This window comes from Pseudothermotoga hypogea DSM 11164 = NBRC 106472 (assembly GCF_000816145.1).
Lineage (GTDB): Bacteria > Thermotogota > Thermotogae > Thermotogales > DSM-5069 > Pseudothermotoga_A > Pseudothermotoga_A hypogea.
Genome location: NZ_CP007141.1, coordinates 1380700 through 1400542, shown reverse-complemented (window position 1 = coordinate 1400542; position 19843 = coordinate 1380700). Strand labels below are relative to the sequence as shown.

Annotated in this window: 17 protein-coding genes, 2 tRNA genes and 1 pseudogene; 17 read left to right on the top strand and 3 right to left on the bottom strand. The window is 48.8% G+C overall.

Annotation, left to right across the window (positions count from 1 at the left end; all coding sequences use genetic code 11):
* Positions 1-113 precede the first annotated feature (113 nt).
* Both AJ81_RS06870 and AJ81_RS06865 read left to right on the top strand, forming a co-directional pair.
* The gene (locus AJ81_RS06870; protein WP_031504436.1) at positions 114-971 is read left to right on the top strand and encodes a bifunctional methionine sulfoxide reductase B/A protein; all 858 of its coding nucleotides are present in this window, start codon (positions 114-116) and stop codon (positions 969-971) included.
* Between the two features lie 42 nt (positions 972-1013).
* On the top strand, positions 1014-1208 hold the full coding sequence (locus AJ81_RS06865) for a hypothetical protein (RefSeq protein WP_031504437.1): 195 nt from the start codon (positions 1014-1016) through the stop codon (positions 1206-1208).
* A gap of 25 nt (positions 1209-1233) precedes the next feature.
* On the opposite strand, the gene AJ81_RS06860 is transcribed toward AJ81_RS06865, so the two are convergent.
* Positions 1234-3048, bottom strand: coding sequence for a beta-N-acetylhexosaminidase (locus AJ81_RS06860; protein WP_031504439.1), 1815 nt, complete (start codon positions 3046-3048; stop codon positions 1234-1236).
* Between the two features lie 205 nt (positions 3049-3253).
* On the opposite strand from AJ81_RS06860, the gene AJ81_RS11025 reads away from it, so the two are divergent.
* The 4 genes and pseudogenes from AJ81_RS11025 (at position 3254) to AJ81_RS06845 (ending at position 8096) form a co-directional block, all read left to right on the top strand.
* A complete protein-coding gene (locus AJ81_RS11025) occupies positions 3254-3445 on the top strand; it encodes a hypothetical protein (protein WP_231845459.1) in 192 nt (63 codons plus the stop codon).
* A 12-nt stretch (positions 3446-3457) separates the two neighbouring features.
* Positions 3458-5431 (top strand): annotated as a pseudogene (gene katG, locus AJ81_RS06855) (catalase/peroxidase HPI); the annotation flags it as partial.
* Between the two features lie 272 nt (positions 5432-5703).
* On the top strand, positions 5704-7233 hold the full coding sequence (locus AJ81_RS06850) for a S8 family peptidase (protein WP_051368739.1): 1530 nt from the start codon (positions 5704-5706) through the stop codon (positions 7231-7233).
* A gap of 14 nt (positions 7234-7247) precedes the next feature.
* Positions 7248-8096: a creatininase family protein gene (locus AJ81_RS06845; protein WP_031504443.1), complete on the top strand. Its 849-nt coding sequence runs from the start codon at positions 7248-7250 to the stop codon at positions 8094-8096.
* Positions 8097-8161: 65 nt separating this feature from the next.
* On the opposite strand, the gene AJ81_RS06840 is transcribed toward AJ81_RS06845, so the two are convergent.
* Positions 8162-9553 carry a S41 family peptidase gene (locus tag AJ81_RS06840; protein WP_031504444.1) on the bottom strand — a complete coding sequence of 464 codons (1392 nt, stop codon included), beginning with the start codon at positions 9551-9553 and terminating at the stop codon, positions 8162-8164.
* 338 nt (positions 9554-9891) lie between these two features.
* Here AJ81_RS06840 and AJ81_RS06835 point away from each other — a divergent pair.
* Both AJ81_RS06835 and AJ81_RS06830 read left to right on the top strand, forming a co-directional pair.
* Positions 9892-9983: transfer RNA gene (locus tag AJ81_RS06835), tRNA-Ser, on the top strand.
* A 4-nt stretch (positions 9984-9987) separates the two neighbouring features.
* Positions 9988-10064 (top strand) — tRNA-Arg (locus AJ81_RS06830).
* Between the two features lie 75 nt (positions 10065-10139).
* Here the strand turns inward: AJ81_RS06830 and AJ81_RS06825 are convergent.
* Complete coding sequence (locus AJ81_RS06825) at positions 10140-11039, bottom strand: Ppx/GppA phosphatase family protein (RefSeq protein ID WP_038059759.1); 900 nt, start codon at positions 11037-11039, stop codon at positions 10140-10142.
* Between the two features lie 101 nt (positions 11040-11140).
* On the opposite strand from AJ81_RS06825, the gene AJ81_RS06820 reads away from it, so the two are divergent.
* The 9 genes from AJ81_RS06820 (at position 11141) to AJ81_RS06780 (ending at position 19832) form a co-directional block, all read left to right on the top strand.
* The gene (locus AJ81_RS06820; protein WP_031504447.1) at positions 11141-11452 is read left to right on the top strand and encodes a hypothetical protein; all 312 of its coding nucleotides are present in this window, start codon (positions 11141-11143) and stop codon (positions 11450-11452) included.
* Between the two features lie 134 nt (positions 11453-11586).
* Entirely contained in the window at positions 11587-12555 is a 969-nt protein-coding gene (locus AJ81_RS06815; RefSeq protein ID WP_231845458.1) for a magnesium transporter, read from the top strand.
* Between the two features lie 29 nt (positions 12556-12584).
* Entirely contained in the window at positions 12585-14621 is a 2037-nt protein-coding gene (locus tag AJ81_RS06810; RefSeq protein WP_144316859.1) for a flagellar hook-length control protein FliK, read from the top strand.
* Entirely contained in the window at positions 14605-15261 is a 657-nt protein-coding gene (locus AJ81_RS06805) for a flagellar hook assembly protein FlgD (protein WP_031504453.1), read from the top strand. The genes AJ81_RS06810 and AJ81_RS06805 overlap by 17 nt, the downstream gene beginning before the upstream one ends.
* A 6-nt stretch (positions 15262-15267) precedes the next feature.
* Positions 15268-17418, top strand: coding sequence for a flagellar hook-basal body complex protein (locus AJ81_RS06800; protein ID WP_031504455.1), 2151 nt, complete (start codon positions 15268-15270; stop codon positions 17416-17418).
* Between the two features lie 11 nt (positions 17419-17429).
* Positions 17430-17654: a flagellar FlbD family protein gene (locus tag AJ81_RS06795; RefSeq protein WP_031504457.1), complete on the top strand. Its 225-nt coding sequence runs from the start codon at positions 17430-17432 to the stop codon at positions 17652-17654.
* Between the two features lie 3 nt (positions 17655-17657).
* The gene (locus tag AJ81_RS06790) at positions 17658-18446 is read left to right on the top strand and encodes a motility protein A (RefSeq protein ID WP_031504458.1); all 789 of its coding nucleotides are present in this window, start codon (positions 17658-17660) and stop codon (positions 18444-18446) included.
* Positions 18446-19315, top strand: a complete 870-nt coding sequence (locus tag AJ81_RS06785; protein WP_031504460.1) for a flagellar motor protein MotB — start codon at positions 18446-18448, stop codon at positions 19313-19315. Before AJ81_RS06790 ends, AJ81_RS06785 begins: the two co-directional genes overlap by 1 nt.
* Before the next feature lie 10 nt (positions 19316-19325).
* Positions 19326-19832 carry a flagellar basal body-associated FliL family protein gene (locus AJ81_RS06780; protein WP_031504462.1) on the top strand — a complete coding sequence of 169 codons (507 nt, stop codon included), beginning with the start codon at positions 19326-19328 and terminating at the stop codon, positions 19830-19832.
* Positions 19833-19843: the final 11 nt, after the last annotated feature.

The following is a 19843-nucleotide window of genomic DNA, read 5'->3' as shown; positions in this document are numbered from 1 at the left end:
ACCCCCTTGGTGCGATTATGATGGATCGAGATTTCTCTGAAGTGAATCTCTCATTTCCATTCGACCAGTGAAGATCTCGGTCTATGGTACAATGAACAACGAGGTGTGATGTAATGAGAAGAATCATCAATCCCAGCCTGAACGACTTTGAGAGGTTCGTCCTGTTCGAAAAGCGAACAGAACCACCTTTCTCTGGTGAGTACACCGATCATTTCGAAAAGGGCATCTATGTGTGCAAAAATTGTGGAATACCGTTGTACAACTCCTCAGACAAGTTCCATTCTGGTTGTGGCTGGCCCGCCTTCGACGACGAGATACCGGGTGCGATCAAGAAGCAACTCGACCGAGACGGTGTCAGGATCGAGATCCTTTGCTCCTACTGTGGGGCACACTTGGGCCACGTCTTCCACGGCGAAGGATTCACCCAGAAGAACGTTCGTCACTGCGTCAACTCAGTCTCTCTCGTCTTCGTCCCAGAAGGCCAGAAACCACCCATAGATAGGATGTTCTTCGCGGGTGGCTGTTTCTGGGGAGTTGAACACCTTTTCAAACAACTGGAAGGTGTCTTCGACACTCGGGTCGGATACATGGGTGGCAAAAGGAAGAATCCAACCTACGAGCAAGTGTGCACCGGATTGACGGGGCATTACGAGACCGTTGAGGTCATCTTCGACCCCGGGAAGATCGACGAAGAATCGCTCGTCAAATATTTCTTTGAGATCCACGACTTCACACAGGAAGACGGTCAAGGGCCAGACATCGGCGAGCAGTACAAGAGTGTGATCTTCTACACGAACGAAAGACAACGCGAGGTGGCCGAGAGGATAAAGGATCAACTCTCACAAAAGTACAGAGTCGCAACTCAAATAAGAAAAGCGAGCGACTTCTGGCTCGCTGAAGATTATCATCAAGATTACTACGCGAAAACGGGGAAAAAGCCCTACTGTCACTACAGGAGAAAGATCTTCTGATTCGCCATCGTTCATGCTTTCACGGGGAAAGGGGATAAGAGAATGAAGCGCCATGGCTGGATCATCATCGTATTGATAGGTCTCGGTATCTGGACGCTGTTGCCCATACCTGGAGCGAGCAAACCTTGCCTTCTGGGTTACTACGCACACTGCAGTTTCACACCCATCAGCACGATCATGTGTTGGATTCCGGTGGGTATTCTCTACTGGCGCAAGGCAAAACAAAGCGCAAAGTGACCGTTTACTGAGTTGATCGAGCCCGCTATCTCAACTTCAACAACCTCGTCAGTTTATCGACGCTCTGACTCAGTCCGCCCGGTCTGTTCGATTCGAGCCACAGGTTTTTGTATTCCTCGACGATCCTACTGAATCTGGTCGTGAAATCTTTCCAGATCACTTCGTCGATCCGATCGATCCGTCCAAACCTTTTCGCCATCAAGATCCATTCCATCGCGAGTTTGAGCATTTCTGCGTTGTTGACGATCCCATCCACGAAGATCCTGTTGGACTCGTTTCGAAGTTTGAAAAGCTCACGACATACACTCTCTATCTGCTCGAGACTCTCTCTGATCGTTTCGACGTCCTTCTCGTTCAGGGCGTCCAAGTTTTCGAGAAATCTTTCAGGAAACATCAAAGCCATGAAATAGGCACTCGCGTTCGGCAACTGAACGCTCAATTTTTTGTACATGTTCCCGAGGACGCAAAGTTTTTCAGAAAAAGACTCAATCTTAAAGATGTGAAGGTCTGTTTCCTTCGAAAGTTCACTCGTCGGAAGGTCCACCGACGAGTTCCAGCCCAATGTGGCCGCGTAGACGATCGGAAGTATCGAAACCGCAAGATGCTGTGGATGGCCGTTGTCACCCCAGTCGGTGAGAAGAAATCCCAAAGCACCAAACTTTTTTCCATTCTTAACGGCATTTCTTACGTTTCCCAATGCGTTGTCGAGCCTACCCACGAAGGAGTTCCAGCTGGAAGTGCCTGGGCAGACGTAAAAACTAACGCCTTTGCTCGCGAACAGTTCACACTCACTCTCGTAAGGATGATCTTCTTCATAACCCCACAGCAAAGCAATGACGTCTTTTGGAAGTTCACCCACCAACTCTGGATAGTTCTTTATGATATCTCCCCAGAACATCATGGTCTTGCCGTGTCTTTTGACGATTCTGTAGAGATCGAGCAGAAAGTTCAGATAGACCCTGCCCTTCCCCAACCTCTCGCAGAGTTCTTTCGATCTACCCAGCCCCAGATCGAAGGTTTCATCGGCACCGACGTTGACCTTCGTGCTGGAAAAATGTGGCAGAAGCTCTTCCAGCAATGATCCTACGAACTTCAAAGATTCCTCCACTGTGGGCGAAAGCGAAAATGGACCGGATGGAACGCCCCAGGGGAAGACGAAACCGTCGGGACACTCTGCCAGATGTTTGTACTCATCGTGCATGAGCCATTTTTCTAAATGGCCAAAACAATTCTGGTTCGGTACCAGCTCTATGAAACGTTCACGACAGTATTCGTCGAGCTCCAAGATTTCTTCGTGCGTCAGAGGAGAATAATCTTTCCAGACCTTCTCGTGCTTTTCGTAGGCAAACGTGTGTTCCATGTAGAGCTGAAGTTGATTGTATTTGAGTTCAGATAGAAGATCAACGAGTCTCTTCAGCGTCTCCATCTTGGGCACTCTATCTCTGCTTATGTCGAGCATGAAGGCTCTGTTCTCGAAGTCTGGTTCGTCCTCGATCAGAACGGGTTCGAGTGAACCGTTCCGCTCTCTCAAGAGTTGCTTGAAAGTCTGAACCGCGTAGAACAAACCTTGGTTCGTTGCGGCAACGAAACTGACTTTCGATCCTTGAACGACGATCCTGTTACCTTGTGGATGGTTCACCAAGTTCTCGTCGAGCAAAAGCTCGAAGGTTGAACCGTTACTGGAATGTGAGACGATGGAAAAATCTTTCCCCCAGGAAGCTAACTCTCGCTTGAGCATCTTCGCGATCTTGAAAGATTCAATCCTCGAAAAGATCTTCCCAGATTCGGGCAGATGGAAAACTCCTTGAAGCTTGGTGATCCTCTTCGCGGTTGGTATCACAGTCTCACCTCTCTGATATCATTCTCCAAAACCAAAGTTGTGATGAGCTGACACTTGAGATTATACAATTGCTTAAAGTTTCCAACGGTATCCTCCACTGTAGCTCGGTTGTGAGGACCACTTATTAAGTTGGATTTTCAAAATAGATATGCTATAATTCAAATCAGTAGAGTAAACTGTGAGTAAAGAAGTTAGGAGGGGCACCATGGAAAAGAGGAGAAAGAGATGGCTCACGGATTGGTGGCCAAACAGGCTGAATCTGAAAATTCTCAGGCAGAACTGTCCAAACTCGAATCCTTATGGAACCAACCACGATTACGTCAAAGAAGTTGAGGCTCTCGATGTCGATGCGGTGATCAAGGACTTGAAGGAACTCATGAAGACTTCTCAAGACTGATGGCCCGCGGACTTTGGTCATTACGGTCCTCTGTTCATCCGTCTTGCATGGCACAGTGCCGGAAGCTACAGGATCCACGACGGTAGGGGTGGGGCAAGAAACGGAAGTATTCGATTCCCACCCAGAATAAACTGGCCGGACAACATAAACCTCGACAAAGCCATCAGACTCCTTTGGCCAATCAAGAAAAAGTACGGTAAGAAGCTCTCGTGGGCAGATTTGATAATCCTCGCCGGGACAGTTGCTCTGGAAGACATGGGTGTGAAGATATTTGGATTTTCACTGGGAAGGGAAGACATCTTCGAAGCAGATGAAAGCCCAGATTGGGGAGCCGAAGAAGAAATGCTCACGGGGAAAGAGCGGTTCAAAGAAGGTGAGCTCGAAAAGCCGTTCGCGGCAACTGAGATGGGCTTGATCTACGTCAATCCAGAGGGTCCAGGGGGAAAGCCAGATCCCTTAGGATCTGCTGAGGAGATAAGGCTCGCCTTCTCAAGGATGGGTATGAATGACGAAGAAACGGTAGCTTTGATTGCCGGTGGTCACTCTTTCGGTAAGACACACGGCGCTGGATCGAGCAAAGAACTCGGTCCAGATCCCAGCTCCTCACCTTTGGAAGACATGGGCTTGGGGTGGAAGTACGGTTACGAGACCGGTAAAGGACCTCACACCTATACATCTGGCTTCGAAGTCATATGGTCCTCGAAGCCCACACGCTTTGGAATTCAGTATCTGAAGTTCCTCTTGGAATTCGAATGGGAACTCGAAAAGAGCCCAGATGGAAAACACCAATGGGTGGCGAAGAACGCCCCAGAGATAGTTCCAGATCCATTCGATCCCAACAAGAAGCATAAACCGAGGATGCTCACCGCTGATCTTGCCCTCAAGTTCGATCCTGTCTATTCGAAGATCGCGAGAAGATTCCTCGAAAACCCGAAAGAATTTGAAAGAGCCTTCGCTGTCGCTTGGTTCAAACTCACCCACCGAGACATGGGACCCAAGTCATGTTACGTCGGACCTTACGTTCCAAAAGAAGAATTCATCTGGCAAGATCCGTTGCCAACGAGGGACTACGAGCTGATAGACGAGGAAGATATTAAACAGTTGAAAGATAAGATTCTCGGATCTGGTCTGAGCATCCAACAGTTGGTCTACACCGCATGGTCTTCAGCTTCCACTTACAGAGATTCAGACAGAAGGGGCGGGGCAAATGGAGCGAGAATAAGGTTGTATCCATTGAACCAATGGGAAGTCAACCATCCAGATGATCTGAAGAGAGTTATGGCTGTTTACGAAGCGATACAACAACAGTTCAACCAAGAACAAGAGGAAAAAAGTAGTAAAAAGAGAGTTTCCATTGCCGATCTGATAGTCCTTGGAGGATGTGCAGCCATCGAAGAAGCTGCGAGAAAAGCGGGGTTTGATGTGAAAGTTCCGTTCATTCCGGGTAGGGTGGACGCTTCGCAAGAGCAAGTGGAGGTGGAATTCTACAAGGAGATAGAACCTTTCGCGGATGGCTTCAGAAACTACTTCAAAGATCCGAGCAAGATAGATGAGAAAGATGTGTACACCACGCCAGAGTACCATCTTGTTGACAAAGCCGAGCTTTTGAAGCTCAATGTGCCGGAGCTCGTCGTGCTCGTTGGTGGTCTGAGAGTATTAGGAGCGGTCTACAAATACAATAGTCTTGGTGTTCTGACACAAACTCCTGGTGTTCTAACGAACCACTTCTTTGTGAACCTGCTCGACATGTCAATCGCGTGGAAGTCAGCGGATGAACATCGCTACATCTTCGAGGGGTACAACAGAAAGGATGGTTCTCTCAAATTCAGAGCAACGCGAGTGGACCTCATCTTTGGACACCACGATGAACTCCGCGCAGTCGCAGAGGTTTACGCTTGTGACGATGCGAAAGAAAAGTTTGTCCAGGATTTCATAAAAGCGTGGGACAAGGTCATGAATCTTGACAGATTCGATCTCAGAAGATGATCTTTTCAGTTTTTAAAAATTCCCAGCCACTGTGCTGGGAATTTTTTCGCTTCATTATAGGGCGTAAGGTGGTCCAAAGAGTTCTCTGCGAACCTGAAGATCGATCGTGTTATGATGTTCTTGGTGATTCGAATGACACTTAGAGGAAAGTTTCGAAGTATCATTTTCGTCTTGTTCATGGCGCTTTCAGCGTTGCTTTTGACAAACTGTTCAGCACGCAACCTAAATTTTCTGCAACTGTGTATGGGAAGGTCTCTGCGTACGTTGGGGATGTGACGAAATCGATGAGCTTTCCGACTGTTTCATCGTTGAGCAAAAAAGTTGAGTCGGACATCATCGACAATCAGTACGTGGTTCGATTCGATGCAAGATCGAGTGTGAAACAAAAGCTTTCGTTGCTGGGTAAGGTTCTGGATCAACTTCGCGTGCAAGATGAGATCTATTATCTTTTGGAAACCTCCACCGAAATTTCCTCGTTGCGTGAGGAACTTTCCAAAATTCCAGGTTTCCTTGGCATCGAACCCCACCGTCTAATGACCCTTTCGAGCATCACACCGAACGACACTCACTTTCCTCTTCAATGGAACCTTGGACTCATCAGAGTTCCAGAAGCTTGGTCTGTGACAAAAGGTAGCGACATCGTAACGATCGCCGTCATCGACTCGGGTGTGGACTTTTCACACGAAGATCTTCAAGGCATCTTCGTGCCAGGTTATGACTTTGTCGAGAACGACGCCTATCCACAGGACGACAATGGTCATGGAACACACGTGACTGGAATCATCGCAGCTTTGACGAACAACAACAAAGGTGTGGCGGGTGTGACGTGGGGTCAGAGGGTAAAGATAATGCCGTTGAAAGTCCTCCGCGGCGATGGGACTGGCGATGTATTTTACTTTGCCAAAGCCGTCGTCTATGCCGTCGATCACGGCGCGAAGGTCATAAACGCCTCACTGGGTTCTCGAGATCCATCTCCTGAGGTAGAAGCTGCCGTCAGGTACGCTTATCAAAACGATGTCGTCATGGTCTGCGCCGCTGGAAACGATGGAAGTTCTGGTATCGACTATCCTGCCGCCTATCCAGAAACCATCGCCGTTGGCGCCGTCACGATAGATGCCAGAAGAGCCAGCTATTCAGACTACGGACCAGAACTCGACGTCGTGGCACCGGGTGGGGATGAAAATCAGGCGATCTTGAGTACTTACAGAGGTGGAGCGTACGTTTATAGCTTAGGAACTTCCATGGCAGCACCGCACGTGACCGGCATCGTCGCTCTCATGATCTCTCAAGGCATCGTGGGTATCGAGAACATAAGAAACGTTTTGAGGGCAACGGCGATCGACCTTGGCCCTTCGGGACACGATATCTATTACGGCGCAGGCTTGGTAGATGCCTACGCGGCGGTGACTTTTGAAGATGGCTGGAAGCCGTTGATCGTCTTCAGCGTGGATGAGAATGGCAAGTTAGACAACATGACTGTAGCGAACGGTTTGGGTCAGTTCGTTCTCGAAGTCAAAAAACCGAGGGTGAAGATCTACGCTTGGCTTGACTTCGATGGTGACGGACAGTTGAGCTATGGTGATCTTTACGGTTACTATGGCTATGTGGGTGGAAACCCTTCAACAGGTTCAGCCATCGTCTTGACACTCGACATGTTCGAAAATCGTGAGATCAACTTCAACATCGCTCCGATCGTCGATACTTCCAACAGACCGAACCTGCAGGCTCAGGATATGCAAATTCTCACGAATTACAAAAGATCGATCGTTGAGAAACACTATCTGAAGTTGAAGAATCGCTGAAGCGGGGTGATAACGTGAAAGACTATCTCTCGCTCACGTGTGAGGAAGTCTCGAAGCTCGACAGAGAAAAGACCGTCTTCGTTTCGGTCGTTTCTCCCACCGAGACGCACGGAAGACATCTTCCTTTAGGAACCGACGTTTTCATAGCGCGAAGAGTGATGGAAGAGACCTGCCAGATTCTAAAAAAGGATCACGAGGTTGTGAAACTGTTTGAGATTCCTCTCGGCAGCGACGCACAACCCGTCTTCGGCTCGATCTGGTTGAGTTATGGAACGTTCAAAAGACTCATCTTCGAAATAGGCTCTCACCTTGCCAAGATGAACTTCAAACACTGGATCATTTTCGACAACCATGGTGGTCCAAGACACCAGCTCGCACTCGCTGAAGCTTCGAAGAAGTTGAAAGAGAAGTACGGTTTCAACTTGGTCGTACCGTTCCTTCACATCTTCCAAGACATGCTGAACGATTTAGAAGAGATCAAGATTCCCGCAGGTATGAACGGCGATGCGAAAGATCTTCACGCCGGCACGAACGAAACTTCACTGATGCTCCATGTGGATTCAAGCATGGTGAGAACGAAAGATCTTCCACGATACTTTCCAAGTAGAGAAACCTTCCTCGGCAAACTCTTGAGATTTCTCAAAGCCGAGAGTTTGGCGGTTACGGTCGACTGGATCAGTGACCAACAAAATCCTTACTATCTCGGAGATCCCTCGCTGGCCGATCCAGGAAGGGGAAAAAAGATGATCGAATATCATGTGAAAAAATCTGTGGAATTGTTCGAAGAGGCAAAAAGAGGAACCTACCGGCCACCAAAACTGTTCAATCCTATCGTGAAACTTTTGCTAAAGCTTGCCAAATGAAATAAATCCTTTCCCATTTTCCTTTTACAGCGTTACCTCTTCAAGAGATTGGGAGTGTACCAATCTTACCGTCTTTCTTTCGCTCTATCATCACTTCTCACTATCTCGAGCACAGTTTGGACCGCCTGATCGACTCCTTGTAAAACAGAATGGGGATCTGCTCGAATGACTACATCTGGTATCACGCCTCTTTTGTCGTCAAACCCCCCACAGCGAACGAAGTATTTGAAGGATACGCCGAGCCGAAGTCCCGTGTTTGGTAGGGTGAGAGGCAAAACGTCCCCATAACTTGATGCGAGCCCTCCTGTTTCTTCGCCAACTATCGTGGCGATCATTAAGTCCTTCGTCATGGCGGCAAAGTCGGTAGCGGCTGAAAAAGTCTGTGATCCAGTCAGCACAAAGATGTTTCCGTTGAACAACAGATCATTCTTTTTCGGTTTCTTTAGACTGTTTCTGTAAACAATCGTTTCTTGCTTCAGCACCTTGATTCTAAAAAGCAACAACGGATCGAAGATCTTCAATTTTCTGATCGCATCATCCGAATATTTCACGTGTACTTCAGCATAAATTCTGTATGGCTTGTCACTTATAAAGGAATAAAGATATTCCGCAATTCTTGAGTCCCCACCGCCGTTTTCCCTGAGATCTATTATTAAGTTCTGGATGCCTTCTCTCTTCACTCGCTCGAAAGCTTCCTTTATGAACTGTTTAAGATCTTTCTCGTAATACGAGCCAAAGGTATCGATTCTCAAGATTGCCGTGTTCTTCCCAGCTGTTGAAAAATCCCACAACTTTTCGTTCGAGAGATTCAGTTGATCTCTGCGGCTTTTGTATTCTTCAAAGCTCACCGGGGCAAGCTCTATTTTGTGTTGTACACCCTGTTTTGTCGAATATTCGACTCCAAAGCTTTCTGGTTCTTTGAAGATCACCCAGCAATATTGATGAAACAACTTTGAGGCCTTAACATAGGCAAAGGAGACTTTTTCATAACTGATCATCCTGAGAATTTCGTCCTTCAACTCCTCTGCGGGGATTCCGTTCAAAGACATCAGAAGACACGGTTCATTTATCTTTCCTTCGACGTCTGCTAAAATGATTATTCCTTCATCGGTGAAGGAAACTAAGATGGGCACAATTTTGCCATCCGCATCGAGATACTCGTAAAATTGATCGGTGATAGATAAATATGTGTGCCCGTCCTTAAATAGAGCAACAAACTCAGAGAGCAATTTGAAGGCCTCGCGGAGTCCCAAGTACTGTTGAGCACTGAGACGCGATTTCAGTTTGGAAAACTCTTCCTCTGCCTCGATTTCAGAAAACGTATGAAATATGTTGACGTGCACATCTTTCAACTTCTGATAGACAAACTCGGCATCTTGTAAGACCTCAGCGGCAGAAAACATTTGAGCGATCGCACAACTACCAATTAAGAAAAACAAAAACACCACAGATCTCATTCGAATACTCACCATCCGTTGTTAATTTCTTTTATTATACATGAAGCACAACTTTTAAAGGGAAAAGATACACATCTGTTTCATTTACCACCGCACACGGCCGTTCAACGAGAATCCAAATATGGATGAACTTTCCGGCTCGGTTCTGCGGAGATCTTGATCTTTCTCCGGAGCGGAGTATAATGTAATACGTGGAAATGCTGTGTGGTCTTAATAAAGACATCCTGGCATAAGCCAGCCAAATCGCAAGATCGGCGTCTTCAGGTTTAAGGCTCTGTCTGGTTGTGTTAGAATAGATACCAGCACAGGGGCTTTTAGCCTCTCGACGGGAGCGGTTCGGAGAGGTGGCCGAGTGGTCGAAGGCGCTTGCCTGCTAAGCAAGTGTGGAGGTATTCCTCCACCGAGGGTTCGAATCCCTCCCTCTCCGCCAGTGCGTGCCCGTAGCTCAGCTGGATAGAGCGCCAGACTGCGGATCTGGAGGCCGGGAGTTCAAATCTCCCCGGGCACGCCAGTCTCGAAAAATCACCTCAAAGAATTTTTCCTGCCGTCGGTCCTAATAGATCACACGAGAACCACGGCACAAATTTCAGCGACCCCTGACCCAAGGTCTTTGTATTCCTCCTTCTTCCAACATTCTCGCGAGGGTGTGTCTGAAACCCTTCGTTGAAACCTTTATTGATCCACGTTTCGCTATCGCGAGCGCAACGGCGCAGCCTGCAACGATGGTTTTCTCTCTTCCAGCTGGTATGATGTTCCAGCCACGTACCTGCTCGAAGGTGTTTCCCCTTAGCTGTTGGATCACCGCTTCCACATCGTGGTGAGTCAGAATGAGACCTTCGACCGCTTTCAAATCCCACTTTCCTATCCTCATCGAGGCGATCGCGACGAAGGATCCCCCAATACCGACAGGATTCGTAAAAGAAGGAAGCATTTCTTCAACGTGTCTCAGGGCATCTTCGAACTGCTGGATCGATGGAAGTGACAGATCGAAGAGATTGTTCAGAACGTGCGTCCCGAGTGGAAGACTCATGAACCAATCTTTTCTCACCACTTCCAAACTTCCACCACCCAGATCGAACACGGTGATGTCTTTCTCGAAGCTTGGATCCACGCTCATGTAGGTGAAATAAGCTTCGTCTTCCTCAGAGAGTATTTCTCCTTTCAAGCCAAACTTCCGAACGATCCTCTCGAACAGATGTGGCTTTTCCCGAAAGATAGCCGTGCCGAAGACGTGAATGGGTACATCCGAAACTTTGGCTTTGATCTGAGACACCACTCGACTCGCTGATTCGAATGCTTCGTCTTCGTCTCCGATAGACTTCAACCCAACTTCGTACACTTCCTCCAGTAGCGTTTCACCTTCGTGCTGAACCAAGAGTATGAACGAGTTCGAACCCAGATCGACCACCGCCACCACACCGATCACCTCGCAAAGCTTCGACAACAGATACCATACCACCTGTCTGCCACGGAGCGTTTCTCTCATTGTGTCTTGTCACGACCTCGTGACAAAAATTGTCAATGACAAACGCCAGGGCAGAGCCTTCAAAGATGACTGGCGAGCTAAAGTAACATCGGGGCGGAAGTGTGATACAAAGAACGCTGGCTTCGTTCAACGTGATTTTGAGGAAGAGTTTCTTCAAAAACGAGCTCTTCAAGATGTCTATCTTGCACGATCGGATCGACTTTCGATGTGTTGAAGACAAACGCCACAGTTTCAGTGTGCCTTTCAAGGCGATAACCCGCGTTTTGATCTGCAAAACTTCCAACCGTGAGATAGAGATAGACACGATCGAAGAAGTCATCTTCGGAAACTTCAAGTCCAACAAGTCTGTGGATCGAGCCTTCAGACTCCTTGAATCGCTCTTGAAAGAAAGGGTATCGTGCATCGAAGTATGAAATGAAGTTCGGGTGGTATCTGCTGAGCTTTCCAAGGGGCGCGGGGTCGTATCTGTAGAATCTTCTGAACGCCACTTCGGGGCCGTACGGCCCTTTTTTATTAGGAGTTCTCCATCCCTCCAAAGAAAAATCTGTTGGGAGGATCTATTCTGGCAGAAGCGCAGAAGAAAAAGAAAAAATTTGCGGCGTTCCTGAAAGCGTTCGCAATAATTCTTTTCCTGGGTTTCACCGTCTTGGTGTACGGTTATTTTGCCTTCGAGTTTCAGAGGCTTCAGGGTCTTGGTGTGAGACCGATCGAAGACTGGAGAAGCTACATTTCGTTCTTGCTCTCGAAGATACCTTATGTGAACAGATACATAAAGTACGAGCCTCTGCAGATGCTTTTTCCTTCTCAGTATTTCGAAAGAATGGCGAGCGCCACAACGGAGAGAGTACAGCAGCTGCTGCAACAGCTGAACCAGGAGAGAGAACAACTCGATAGAGAAAGACAGCAACTCGAGGCACAGAGAAAGCTCGTCCTCGAGATGAAAAAGACGTGGGAAGAAAAGAACCTGCAACTCGAAGCGGTGTTGAAGAAAATTCAAGTTCCAGAAGACGTCGAGAAGGTCTCTCAAACCATCGCGAGCGCCGATCCAGCGGCCATAGCGTCGGTGCTCGCGAGCGAGAAGTACTCAGTGGAATCCATCGCCATGGCGCTTTCGAAGTTGGATGCAACCACACGCGCAGATGTGATTTCAGAACTCGGGAAACTGAACCCAAACAAAGCTGCCGAGGTTATGAACAACATTGCGAGCTTCGAGTTGGTGAGCAAGAATCTGTCTGAACTGAACAAAGAGCTCGAGGAGAGACAGCGGTACATCAACGCACAGCTCTCTTCACTCATCGAAGCGAGCGTGGTTCAAACACTTTCCATCGAATTTTTGAGACAGATGAGCGACGAGGAAATCCTGAACATGATCGATTCACTGTCTCTGGATGAAAACGCCGTGCTGGTTCTCTTTTCCAAACTTGAGCCTGAACGAACCAGAGAGATCATGAAAAAACTCAAAGACCAAAACGAGCGACTCTTTCAGAAACTCGTTCTCAGGGGGGTGAGTCTATAAAACCTCAACCAGTGAACGAACAAGGTCAAGTGATCGTCGAAACACACAACTTCGTCAAGAAAGGATCCATCTCGTTCGCAGACGTTTTGAAAATGGTACAACAAAAAATACTCAACCAACAAGCCGAAGGCTTCGTCACGTTGCAGAAAGCTCCCAGTTCGACTCAAAGTATCGTCCAGCTCGCACAGAACATCAATAAAGTTTCACTCGAAGGCTTCAACCCGCTCACCATCGAAAAGAAAGCCAATGACGAATCCGCCGAAGGAAAAATGCAGAACGATGTTGATCACTCTTTGAAAGTACCTGTGAAAGACCTCCCCACGAGCCAAGGTCCCGAGGAAGAATCTAACCAATCTGAACCACAGATCAAGAAGGACCTCCCCACAGGTCAGTCAAGCTCGATCGAAACGAAAACTTTTGAGAAACGTGAGAACGAATCAGAACAGGACATCACGGCGAACGTTCAAAAAGTTCACCCCAAGGCACAACATTTCGTATCGAATCCAGACATTTTGAACGCCACGGTCTCGAAGCAGAACCAACTGGTCCAGAACGGCAACGAATCCACACGCACTCAAAGCACCGATCAGAGAGGACAAGTACAACGATCTGTGCAGAGTCAGAACGTGTCGAACGTTACGTCAGTGAAGCAAACGAACCAAGGTGAGCAAATCACACAGATCAGTGAATTTTCACGCGCTCAAGACGTTCACCAAACAACGCAACGAGCTGGACAGAACCAAAATGTTTTGAACGACGCGTTGTTGATACAAACGCAGAAAAACGAACAAGCAGCTTCAAAGAGCGAAGAGCAAAACAGACGAGAAACCGTCGTTGAAACCGCGCAGAAAAACCTGACGAACATCAACGTGAAACCTTCGCATGGTGCGTCGAATTTCAGACTTCAAAGTCAAGAAAGCCAGAACGTCGCGAGGTCCGAAAATCTCACCCAATCTCAAGGCGCTCAGATTTCACAAGCTGCGCAAGTGACGTTCTCACAGGAAAATCTTTCGAACGTGAGCTCAGCCATACAGGTTCAGTTCAACAGAAGTCCGCTGAAGAACAGCGTCGAAACTCAGCAAAGGTTCGAGTCAAAACAACTCCAATTTTTGAAGAAGGAAACCACACACGAGGAATTGAAACCGATCCTTTCAAAGGTTCAAAACCTCGAGGCTGACGCCACCGAGCCAGAACTGGTCTCGCCATCCCGCCAGAAGATCGCGTTGGTTGCACAGCAAATAGAGATCAAGACCAAAGATGTGAAGAACAACGAAGCTGATGTGACGAGCAAGAACGTTTCGATGTCTCAGCCAGGACCCGCGATCGTTCTCAGCGCCGCACAAGTGAGATTGATCGTGGACAACCTTTCTCGCTACGTCAAAGAGGTCAGCAGTGAAGCGACGCAGTTCAAACATCTGAAGAGAGAAATGCCAGAAACGATCAAGGTGAGAGAGCCCATAAAGATAGAAACCTTCAAACTCACGGTCGCGAAAGAGGTCAAGCAGGTTGAACAAGAACCACTTCAGCAAAGAACCGAGAAACTCCAAAGCACTGAGCAACTCAAAGAAACCATGAACAACAAACTCGCCAAGAGAGCTTACGAGCAGGAACAACCATCGATCCAGCATGTCAGAGTCGAACACAAGAGCGTCGATCAGATCGTTGTGAGGGTGGAGCAAGAGCAGAGGTCTCAGAATCTACAAACGATCGTCGAGACCATCAAACAGATGAGAGAAACCTTCAGTGAGAGAGCAGAGCTTCAACTCTCACCACCTTCACTTGGAAAACTCGAAATAGAACTGGTCAAACAACAGGACAGACTGACGATCCTCATGAGAGTTTCAACGCAAGAAGCCAAACAGATGATAGAGAACAGCTCCAAGGAATTGGCCTCGAGACTCTCGAGTTTGGGTTTCAAAGTCGAACAGATCGAAGTGAGGATGAACCCGAAGTTCGAGCAGGAACAGACGAACGAAGAAAGAGAAAACAACCAGCAATTCACACAGCATGAACAGCAGCACCGAAGAAAAGAACAGGAGGGTGATGAAGATGATCAACGCGATTGATCCTTATTCGAGCCTTTATGTTCCCTCCCAGAGAACCGCGAGCAAAGAGCTCGACAAGAACGCTTTCCTGCTTTTGCTCGTGACACAGCTGAAGAACCAAAATCCTCTCGAACCCATGGAGAACAGAGAGTTCATAGCCCAACTCACGCAGTTTTCAACGCTCGAACAGATCACCAACATGACCAAGTCCATCCAAGATTTCCTGAAGCTCCAGCAGGGATCTTTACAAGCCCAAGCCGCTTCGTTGATAGGAAAACACGTCGTGGTTCAGTCGAACCAGATCACTGTTGCCAACCAGCGTGCAGAGAGCATTGTGTTCGATCTCGATGAGAGAGCTCCAGTTGTGGTGAGAATCTACGATTCGAACGGCAATCTGGTCAAACAGGCAACGAGTGGTGTTCTCGACGCTGGAACTCACGCCTACGTGTGGGACGCGAGGAACGATGCGGGGCTTCCCGTAGCCGACGGCACCTACACCTATACCGTCAGCAAGATCACTGAAAGCGGTGAAGTGTTGATCGGAGGTGTTCAGGCTGGAGTGGTGGAATCTGTGAAGTTCAAAAACAACCAGATCTACGTCTACGTCAATGGTAAAGAGTATCCTTTGGCTTCCGTCATCGAGATCTCACAGGAGGTGTGAACTGCCATGATGCGCTCAATGTTCAGTGGCGTTTCTGGAATGAGGAACTTCCAGTACGAGCTCGACGTGATAGGTAACAACATCTCCAACGTCAACACTGTGGGTTTCAAAGGTTCACGCGTCACCTTTCAAACCGCTCTGCTCCAGACTCTCAAAGCCGCGCGTGCTCCGCAGAACAACGTCGGAGGTACGAACCCAATACAGATAGGCCTTGGTTCACAGCTCGCCACGGTGGACAAGATCATGACTCAAGGTTCTTTCCAGAACACTGGTAGAAAACTCGATCTGGCGATCCAAGGAGATGGTTTCTTTGTACTGAGCGACGGTCAAGGTTACTACTACACGCGCGCAGGTGCGCTCGATGTGGACATGAACGGAACGCTCATCCATTCTTCCACGGGTATGAAGGTGCAAGGTTGGACAGCTGTTCAAGATCCAACCACGGGTCAGCGCTACATAGACACGAACCAACCCATAGGGGACATAGTCATAAGTGCGGGAATGACGATGCCGGCGAACGCGACGAGCTTGGCGAGGATGGAGGGTAATTTGAACTCCACTTCGGGCATACTTCCTTTCGCAATGACTGTTACGGACGATAACGGTCAACAACACACCGTGAGGTTCGTGTTTTCAAGAACTGAGGCAGATATTGCAAGGCAAAACGGTCCGTTCACGGAGAATCAGAGCTACACCTGGAGAGCCTACGATGAGAGCAACACCTTGATAGGAGAAGGCTACGTCGTCGTGAACCAGTTCGGCAGGGTGGTGGAGTCTGGAAATTATCTGTTTTCCACCCTTAATCCTACCTCCTCTTACACAATCAACGCAACGGTGAATGGGACTTTAAGTGTAAACGATGCTACTCGGCCGAACGGTACGTACTACGTCATGGTGACGGACAGCAACGGTAGGATAATCTACCAAGGAGAGAATACTTCCACCGGTGGAACGATGACGATAAACGATACGGATATAGTGAGTGGAAGAAGTTACAACGTCTATCTCTACTTCAGGCGAAACACAGTCTCAGGCGTCACTCCTGCAAGCGATGATCAAATCACACATACGGACATAACAAACTCATTGGACATCCCACCAGACGGAACCTACAGGGTGAGGGTGATAGATGAGAGCAACGATCAAGTCATCTTCGAAGGACCCGTGGACGTCAGCAATGGGCAATTCACCATCAGTGATGATGGTATATCAAGCGGTCAAAATTACACAGTCGAGTTCGTCTCGACCGTGTCTTTGCCATTGAACGAAGTCGTTGTTGCCCCCGGTGCGTCCATCTCCATCCCGTCCTCCGGTGAGCTGAGGTTCTACGAATCCGACAGTCCTTCCAACTTCGTCACGGCGAGCTTCGAAAGTCCACGCTACGTCACCGCCGTCGAAGTTTACGACACGCTCGGAAATCCATACTCACTGTACATCGAGTTCATCAGGCTCGGACAGTACGATGACATGAAAAACGCTTGGATCTGGAGGGTCTACACGGCGAGCGGTGAACCGATCACTTACATAGATGCGAACGGTCAAACGAGCTACAACAACACACCTTACATTGGTGGTGTGGTTGACTTCAACGAATCCGGCCGTCTGAGCACCCTGTACGGTATCACCTGGGACGAAAATAATCAAACTTTCCAGGTGAGCGATTCGGAACTTCGCACGATACAGTTCGACGCTTCGCACATGGGTGATGGCACGGTGACGATCGATTTGGACTTGACCGCGCTCACGCAGTTCGCCGGTGCCAACAGCGCCACGTTCACCTACCAGAATGGAAACGCACTTGGAACGCTTCAGTCTTTCGCGGTCAACGAAGCAGGACAGATCATAGGGACCTTCAGTAACGGTTTGACGGACCTGCTTGGGCAAGTGGCGCTCGCCATATTCAACAACCCCGCAGGTTTGACGGAAGTCGGTAATTCTCTCTATGTGCCATCTGCGAACAGCGGTCTTGCGCAGATAGGTGCCGCCGGAACGGGTGGAAGAGGCACGCTCATTCCCGGTGCGTTAGAGATGTCGAACGTCGATCTGGCAGAGGAGTTCACGAAGATGATCATCGCCCAGAGGGGTTTCCAAGCGAACGCGAGGGTGATAACGACCGCCGATACGATCCTTGGAGAACTCGTGGCGCTGAGAAGATAAGGTGATGGTGAATGATCTGGCTGACGCGCCTTAAAGGTCAAAGATTCGTGCTCAACGCTGAGATGATAGAGACCGTCGAAGCTTTACCGGACACGACCATAACCCTGTTCAACGGTAAGAAGTACATCGTTCAGGAGAGCGTCGAGGAAGTCATTCGCCGGGTGATAGAATACAAGAGACAGGCTTACCCGGTGCTCGATCTAATCAAATACATCCCTCGTGAAGGGGAGGGGTGATGCGTGGACATATCGACAATTCTCGGCGTGCTGATGGCCTTCGGCATGATATTCTTTGGAATATTCATCGGTAAATCTGCACCGAGCGCGTTTTTGGATCTACCGTCTGTTTTCATAACCATCGGTGGCGCGTTCGCCTCCACGATCGCCTCTCATCCCAAAGAAAGGAGTTTTCGTATCTTGGGCGTCATCATGTCCACTTTCAAAGAGCCCAAGATCGACAACATCGGACTGGTGAGAACGCTCGTGTCTTTTTCGGAGAAGGCCAGGAGGGAAGGTTTGCTTTCTCTGGAAGAGAACCTGAACGAGATCGAAGATCCGTTCATGAAGAAGGCGTTGCAGTTGGTTATCGATGGAACAGACCCAGAACTTTTGAAGAGCATGATGGAGGCCGAGATGGACTTAATCGAGGAAGACCTCATGGCGAACAAAGCGATGATGGACTCGGCAGGTGCTTTCGCGCCAGCCTACGGAATGATTGGAACACTGATCGGTCTCATAGGCATGTTGAGAACGTTGAACAACCCCGAGACCATAGGTCCGAACATGTCGGTGGCTTTGGTCACAACCTTCTATGGCTCGATCCTTTCGAACGCTGTCTTTCTTCCCATGGGTGAGAAACTCGGAAGGAGGGCCATAAAGATCCTGAGGCAGAAACAGATGATCCTCGAGGGAGTGCTTTCTATTCAAGCTGGAGAAAACCCGAGGGTCTTGGAAGAAAAATTGAAATCGTTCCTCACCAACGAGGAAAAGGCTGCGTACGAAGCATCCCTCGGTAGGGAGGCTGCCTGATGCCTCGCAAGAAAAAAAGTTACGAGGCACCGAAGGCCAGCTGGCTCACCACCTACGGTGACATGGTGACCCTGCTGCTCACTTTTTTCGTGCTTTTGTTCTCAATGTCCACGATAAGCCCTGGAAAGTTCCAACAGATCGTTGTGGGTTTGAGATCACCACTCACAGGTTTACCACCGAGCGTTCTGACTGGTGGCAAGAGCTTGGCCGAAGAACCGTTGATCACGTCGAAACGCGGTGTCTACGAAGAACTCATGAGGATCGCCGAAGAATACAAAGGCAAGATCACCGTACAGGAAAAGGACGAAGGAACAGTCATAATAATGCAGGACATGGCGTTCTTCGAACCGGCGAGCGCGAAACTCACGGTCGAAGCGAAGGAGTTGCTCGGAAGGATAGGCGCCATAGTGATCGAGCACACGATGAACGTGATCAACGTCTACGGTTATGCGGACGATCGACCTGTTCCGGCGGATTCCATCTACGTTTCGAACTGGCATCTGAGTAGCGCGAGGGCTGCGAGTGTTATACAATTCTTTACGGACGAGTTGAAGCGTCGTAGATCCATCGAGAGGCTCGCCGACGTCAGGGCTGGAAGGTTCGATCCAGATTATTTTTACGATCCTCAGCGTTTTTATCCTATAGGTATGGGAGATTGGCCGATAAGAAAAGAGATAGAAGCACTCCAAAAGGAGATCGAGATCGAGAGAAATTTGGTCTTGGAACGCTTCAAGGCTGGGGAGATATCGGCTTCGCAATACACAGCTTCGCTGAACGAGCTCGAAAGACGCTACGAGGCCCGATTGAACCAGTTGAGAAACGTCTACCGCAGGATAGATATACTCATAAAGAGAGAACGAGCGAAGTAGGTGATCCAAGATGGCGGATGAAGAGGTTAAGGAAGCCAAAAAGAAGGGAATCGGCGGTTTGCTGATGTCGATAATCGTGCCGGCGATCGTCGCGGTGGGAGCAACCATCGCCACGATCATGTTGCTGGGTTCGAATCTGACACAACCGAAACAGCAGACAGCAACCCAACCTGCACCCACTGAGATCAAGGCGGTGGTCATCCAATCGGGTACCTACACCACCTTCATGCTGAAGGGTGGAAAAGAAGTTGCCGTCATAGAATCTTTGACGCTCACGGTGGCGAGTGATGCGTGTCGTGCGGCGATCGGCGAACGAAGGGACATGATCATGGACGGGCTCATGCTCATTTTCTTGAGCAAAGAAAGATCTGAACTGAACACGGCCGCGGGCATAGAACTGCTCAAAAAGCAAATACGCGCCATGGTGAACGAAGTGACAGGATTCACCGGTGAAAGGGAAAGGCTCGGGGTCATAGGGGTGTATCTGTACATAAAGGCTATCAGCTCCGTCGAATGAGGGGTGATGGA

Bases quoted from the DNA above. Each gene is read 5' to 3' on its own strand.
- AJ81_RS06870 (WP_031504436.1), top strand. From the start codon at position 114: ATGAGAAGAATCATCAATCCCAGCCTGAACGACTTTGAGAGGTTCGTC.
- AJ81_RS06865 (WP_031504437.1), top strand. From the start codon at position 1,014: ATGAAGCGCCATGGCTGGATCATCATCGTATTGATAGGTCTCGGTATC.
- AJ81_RS11025 (WP_231845459.1), top strand. From the start codon at position 3,254: ATGGAAAAGAGGAGAAAGAGATGGCTCACGGATTGGTGGCCAAACAGG.
- AJ81_RS06840 (WP_031504444.1), bottom strand. From the start codon at position 9,553: ATGAGATCTGTGGTGTTTTTGTTTTTCTTAATTGGTAGTTGTGCGATC.
- AJ81_RS06825 (WP_038059759.1), bottom strand. From the start codon at position 11,039: ATGAGAGAAACGCTCCGTGGCAGACAGGTGGTATGGTATCTGTTGTCG.
- AJ81_RS06805 (WP_031504453.1), top strand. From the start codon at position 14,605: ATGATCAACGCGATTGATCCTTATTCGAGCCTTTATGTTCCCTCCCAG.
- AJ81_RS06800 (WP_031504455.1), top strand. From the start codon at position 15,268: ATGATGCGCTCAATGTTCAGTGGCGTTTCTGGAATGAGGAACTTCCAG.
- AJ81_RS06795 (WP_031504457.1), top strand. From the start codon at position 17,430: ATGATCTGGCTGACGCGCCTTAAAGGTCAAAGATTCGTGCTCAACGCT.
- AJ81_RS06785 (WP_031504460.1), top strand. From the start codon at position 18,446: ATGCCTCGCAAGAAAAAAAGTTACGAGGCACCGAAGGCCAGCTGGCTC.
- AJ81_RS06780 (WP_031504462.1), top strand. From the start codon at position 19,326: ATGGCGGATGAAGAGGTTAAGGAAGCCAAAAAGAAGGGAATCGGCGGT.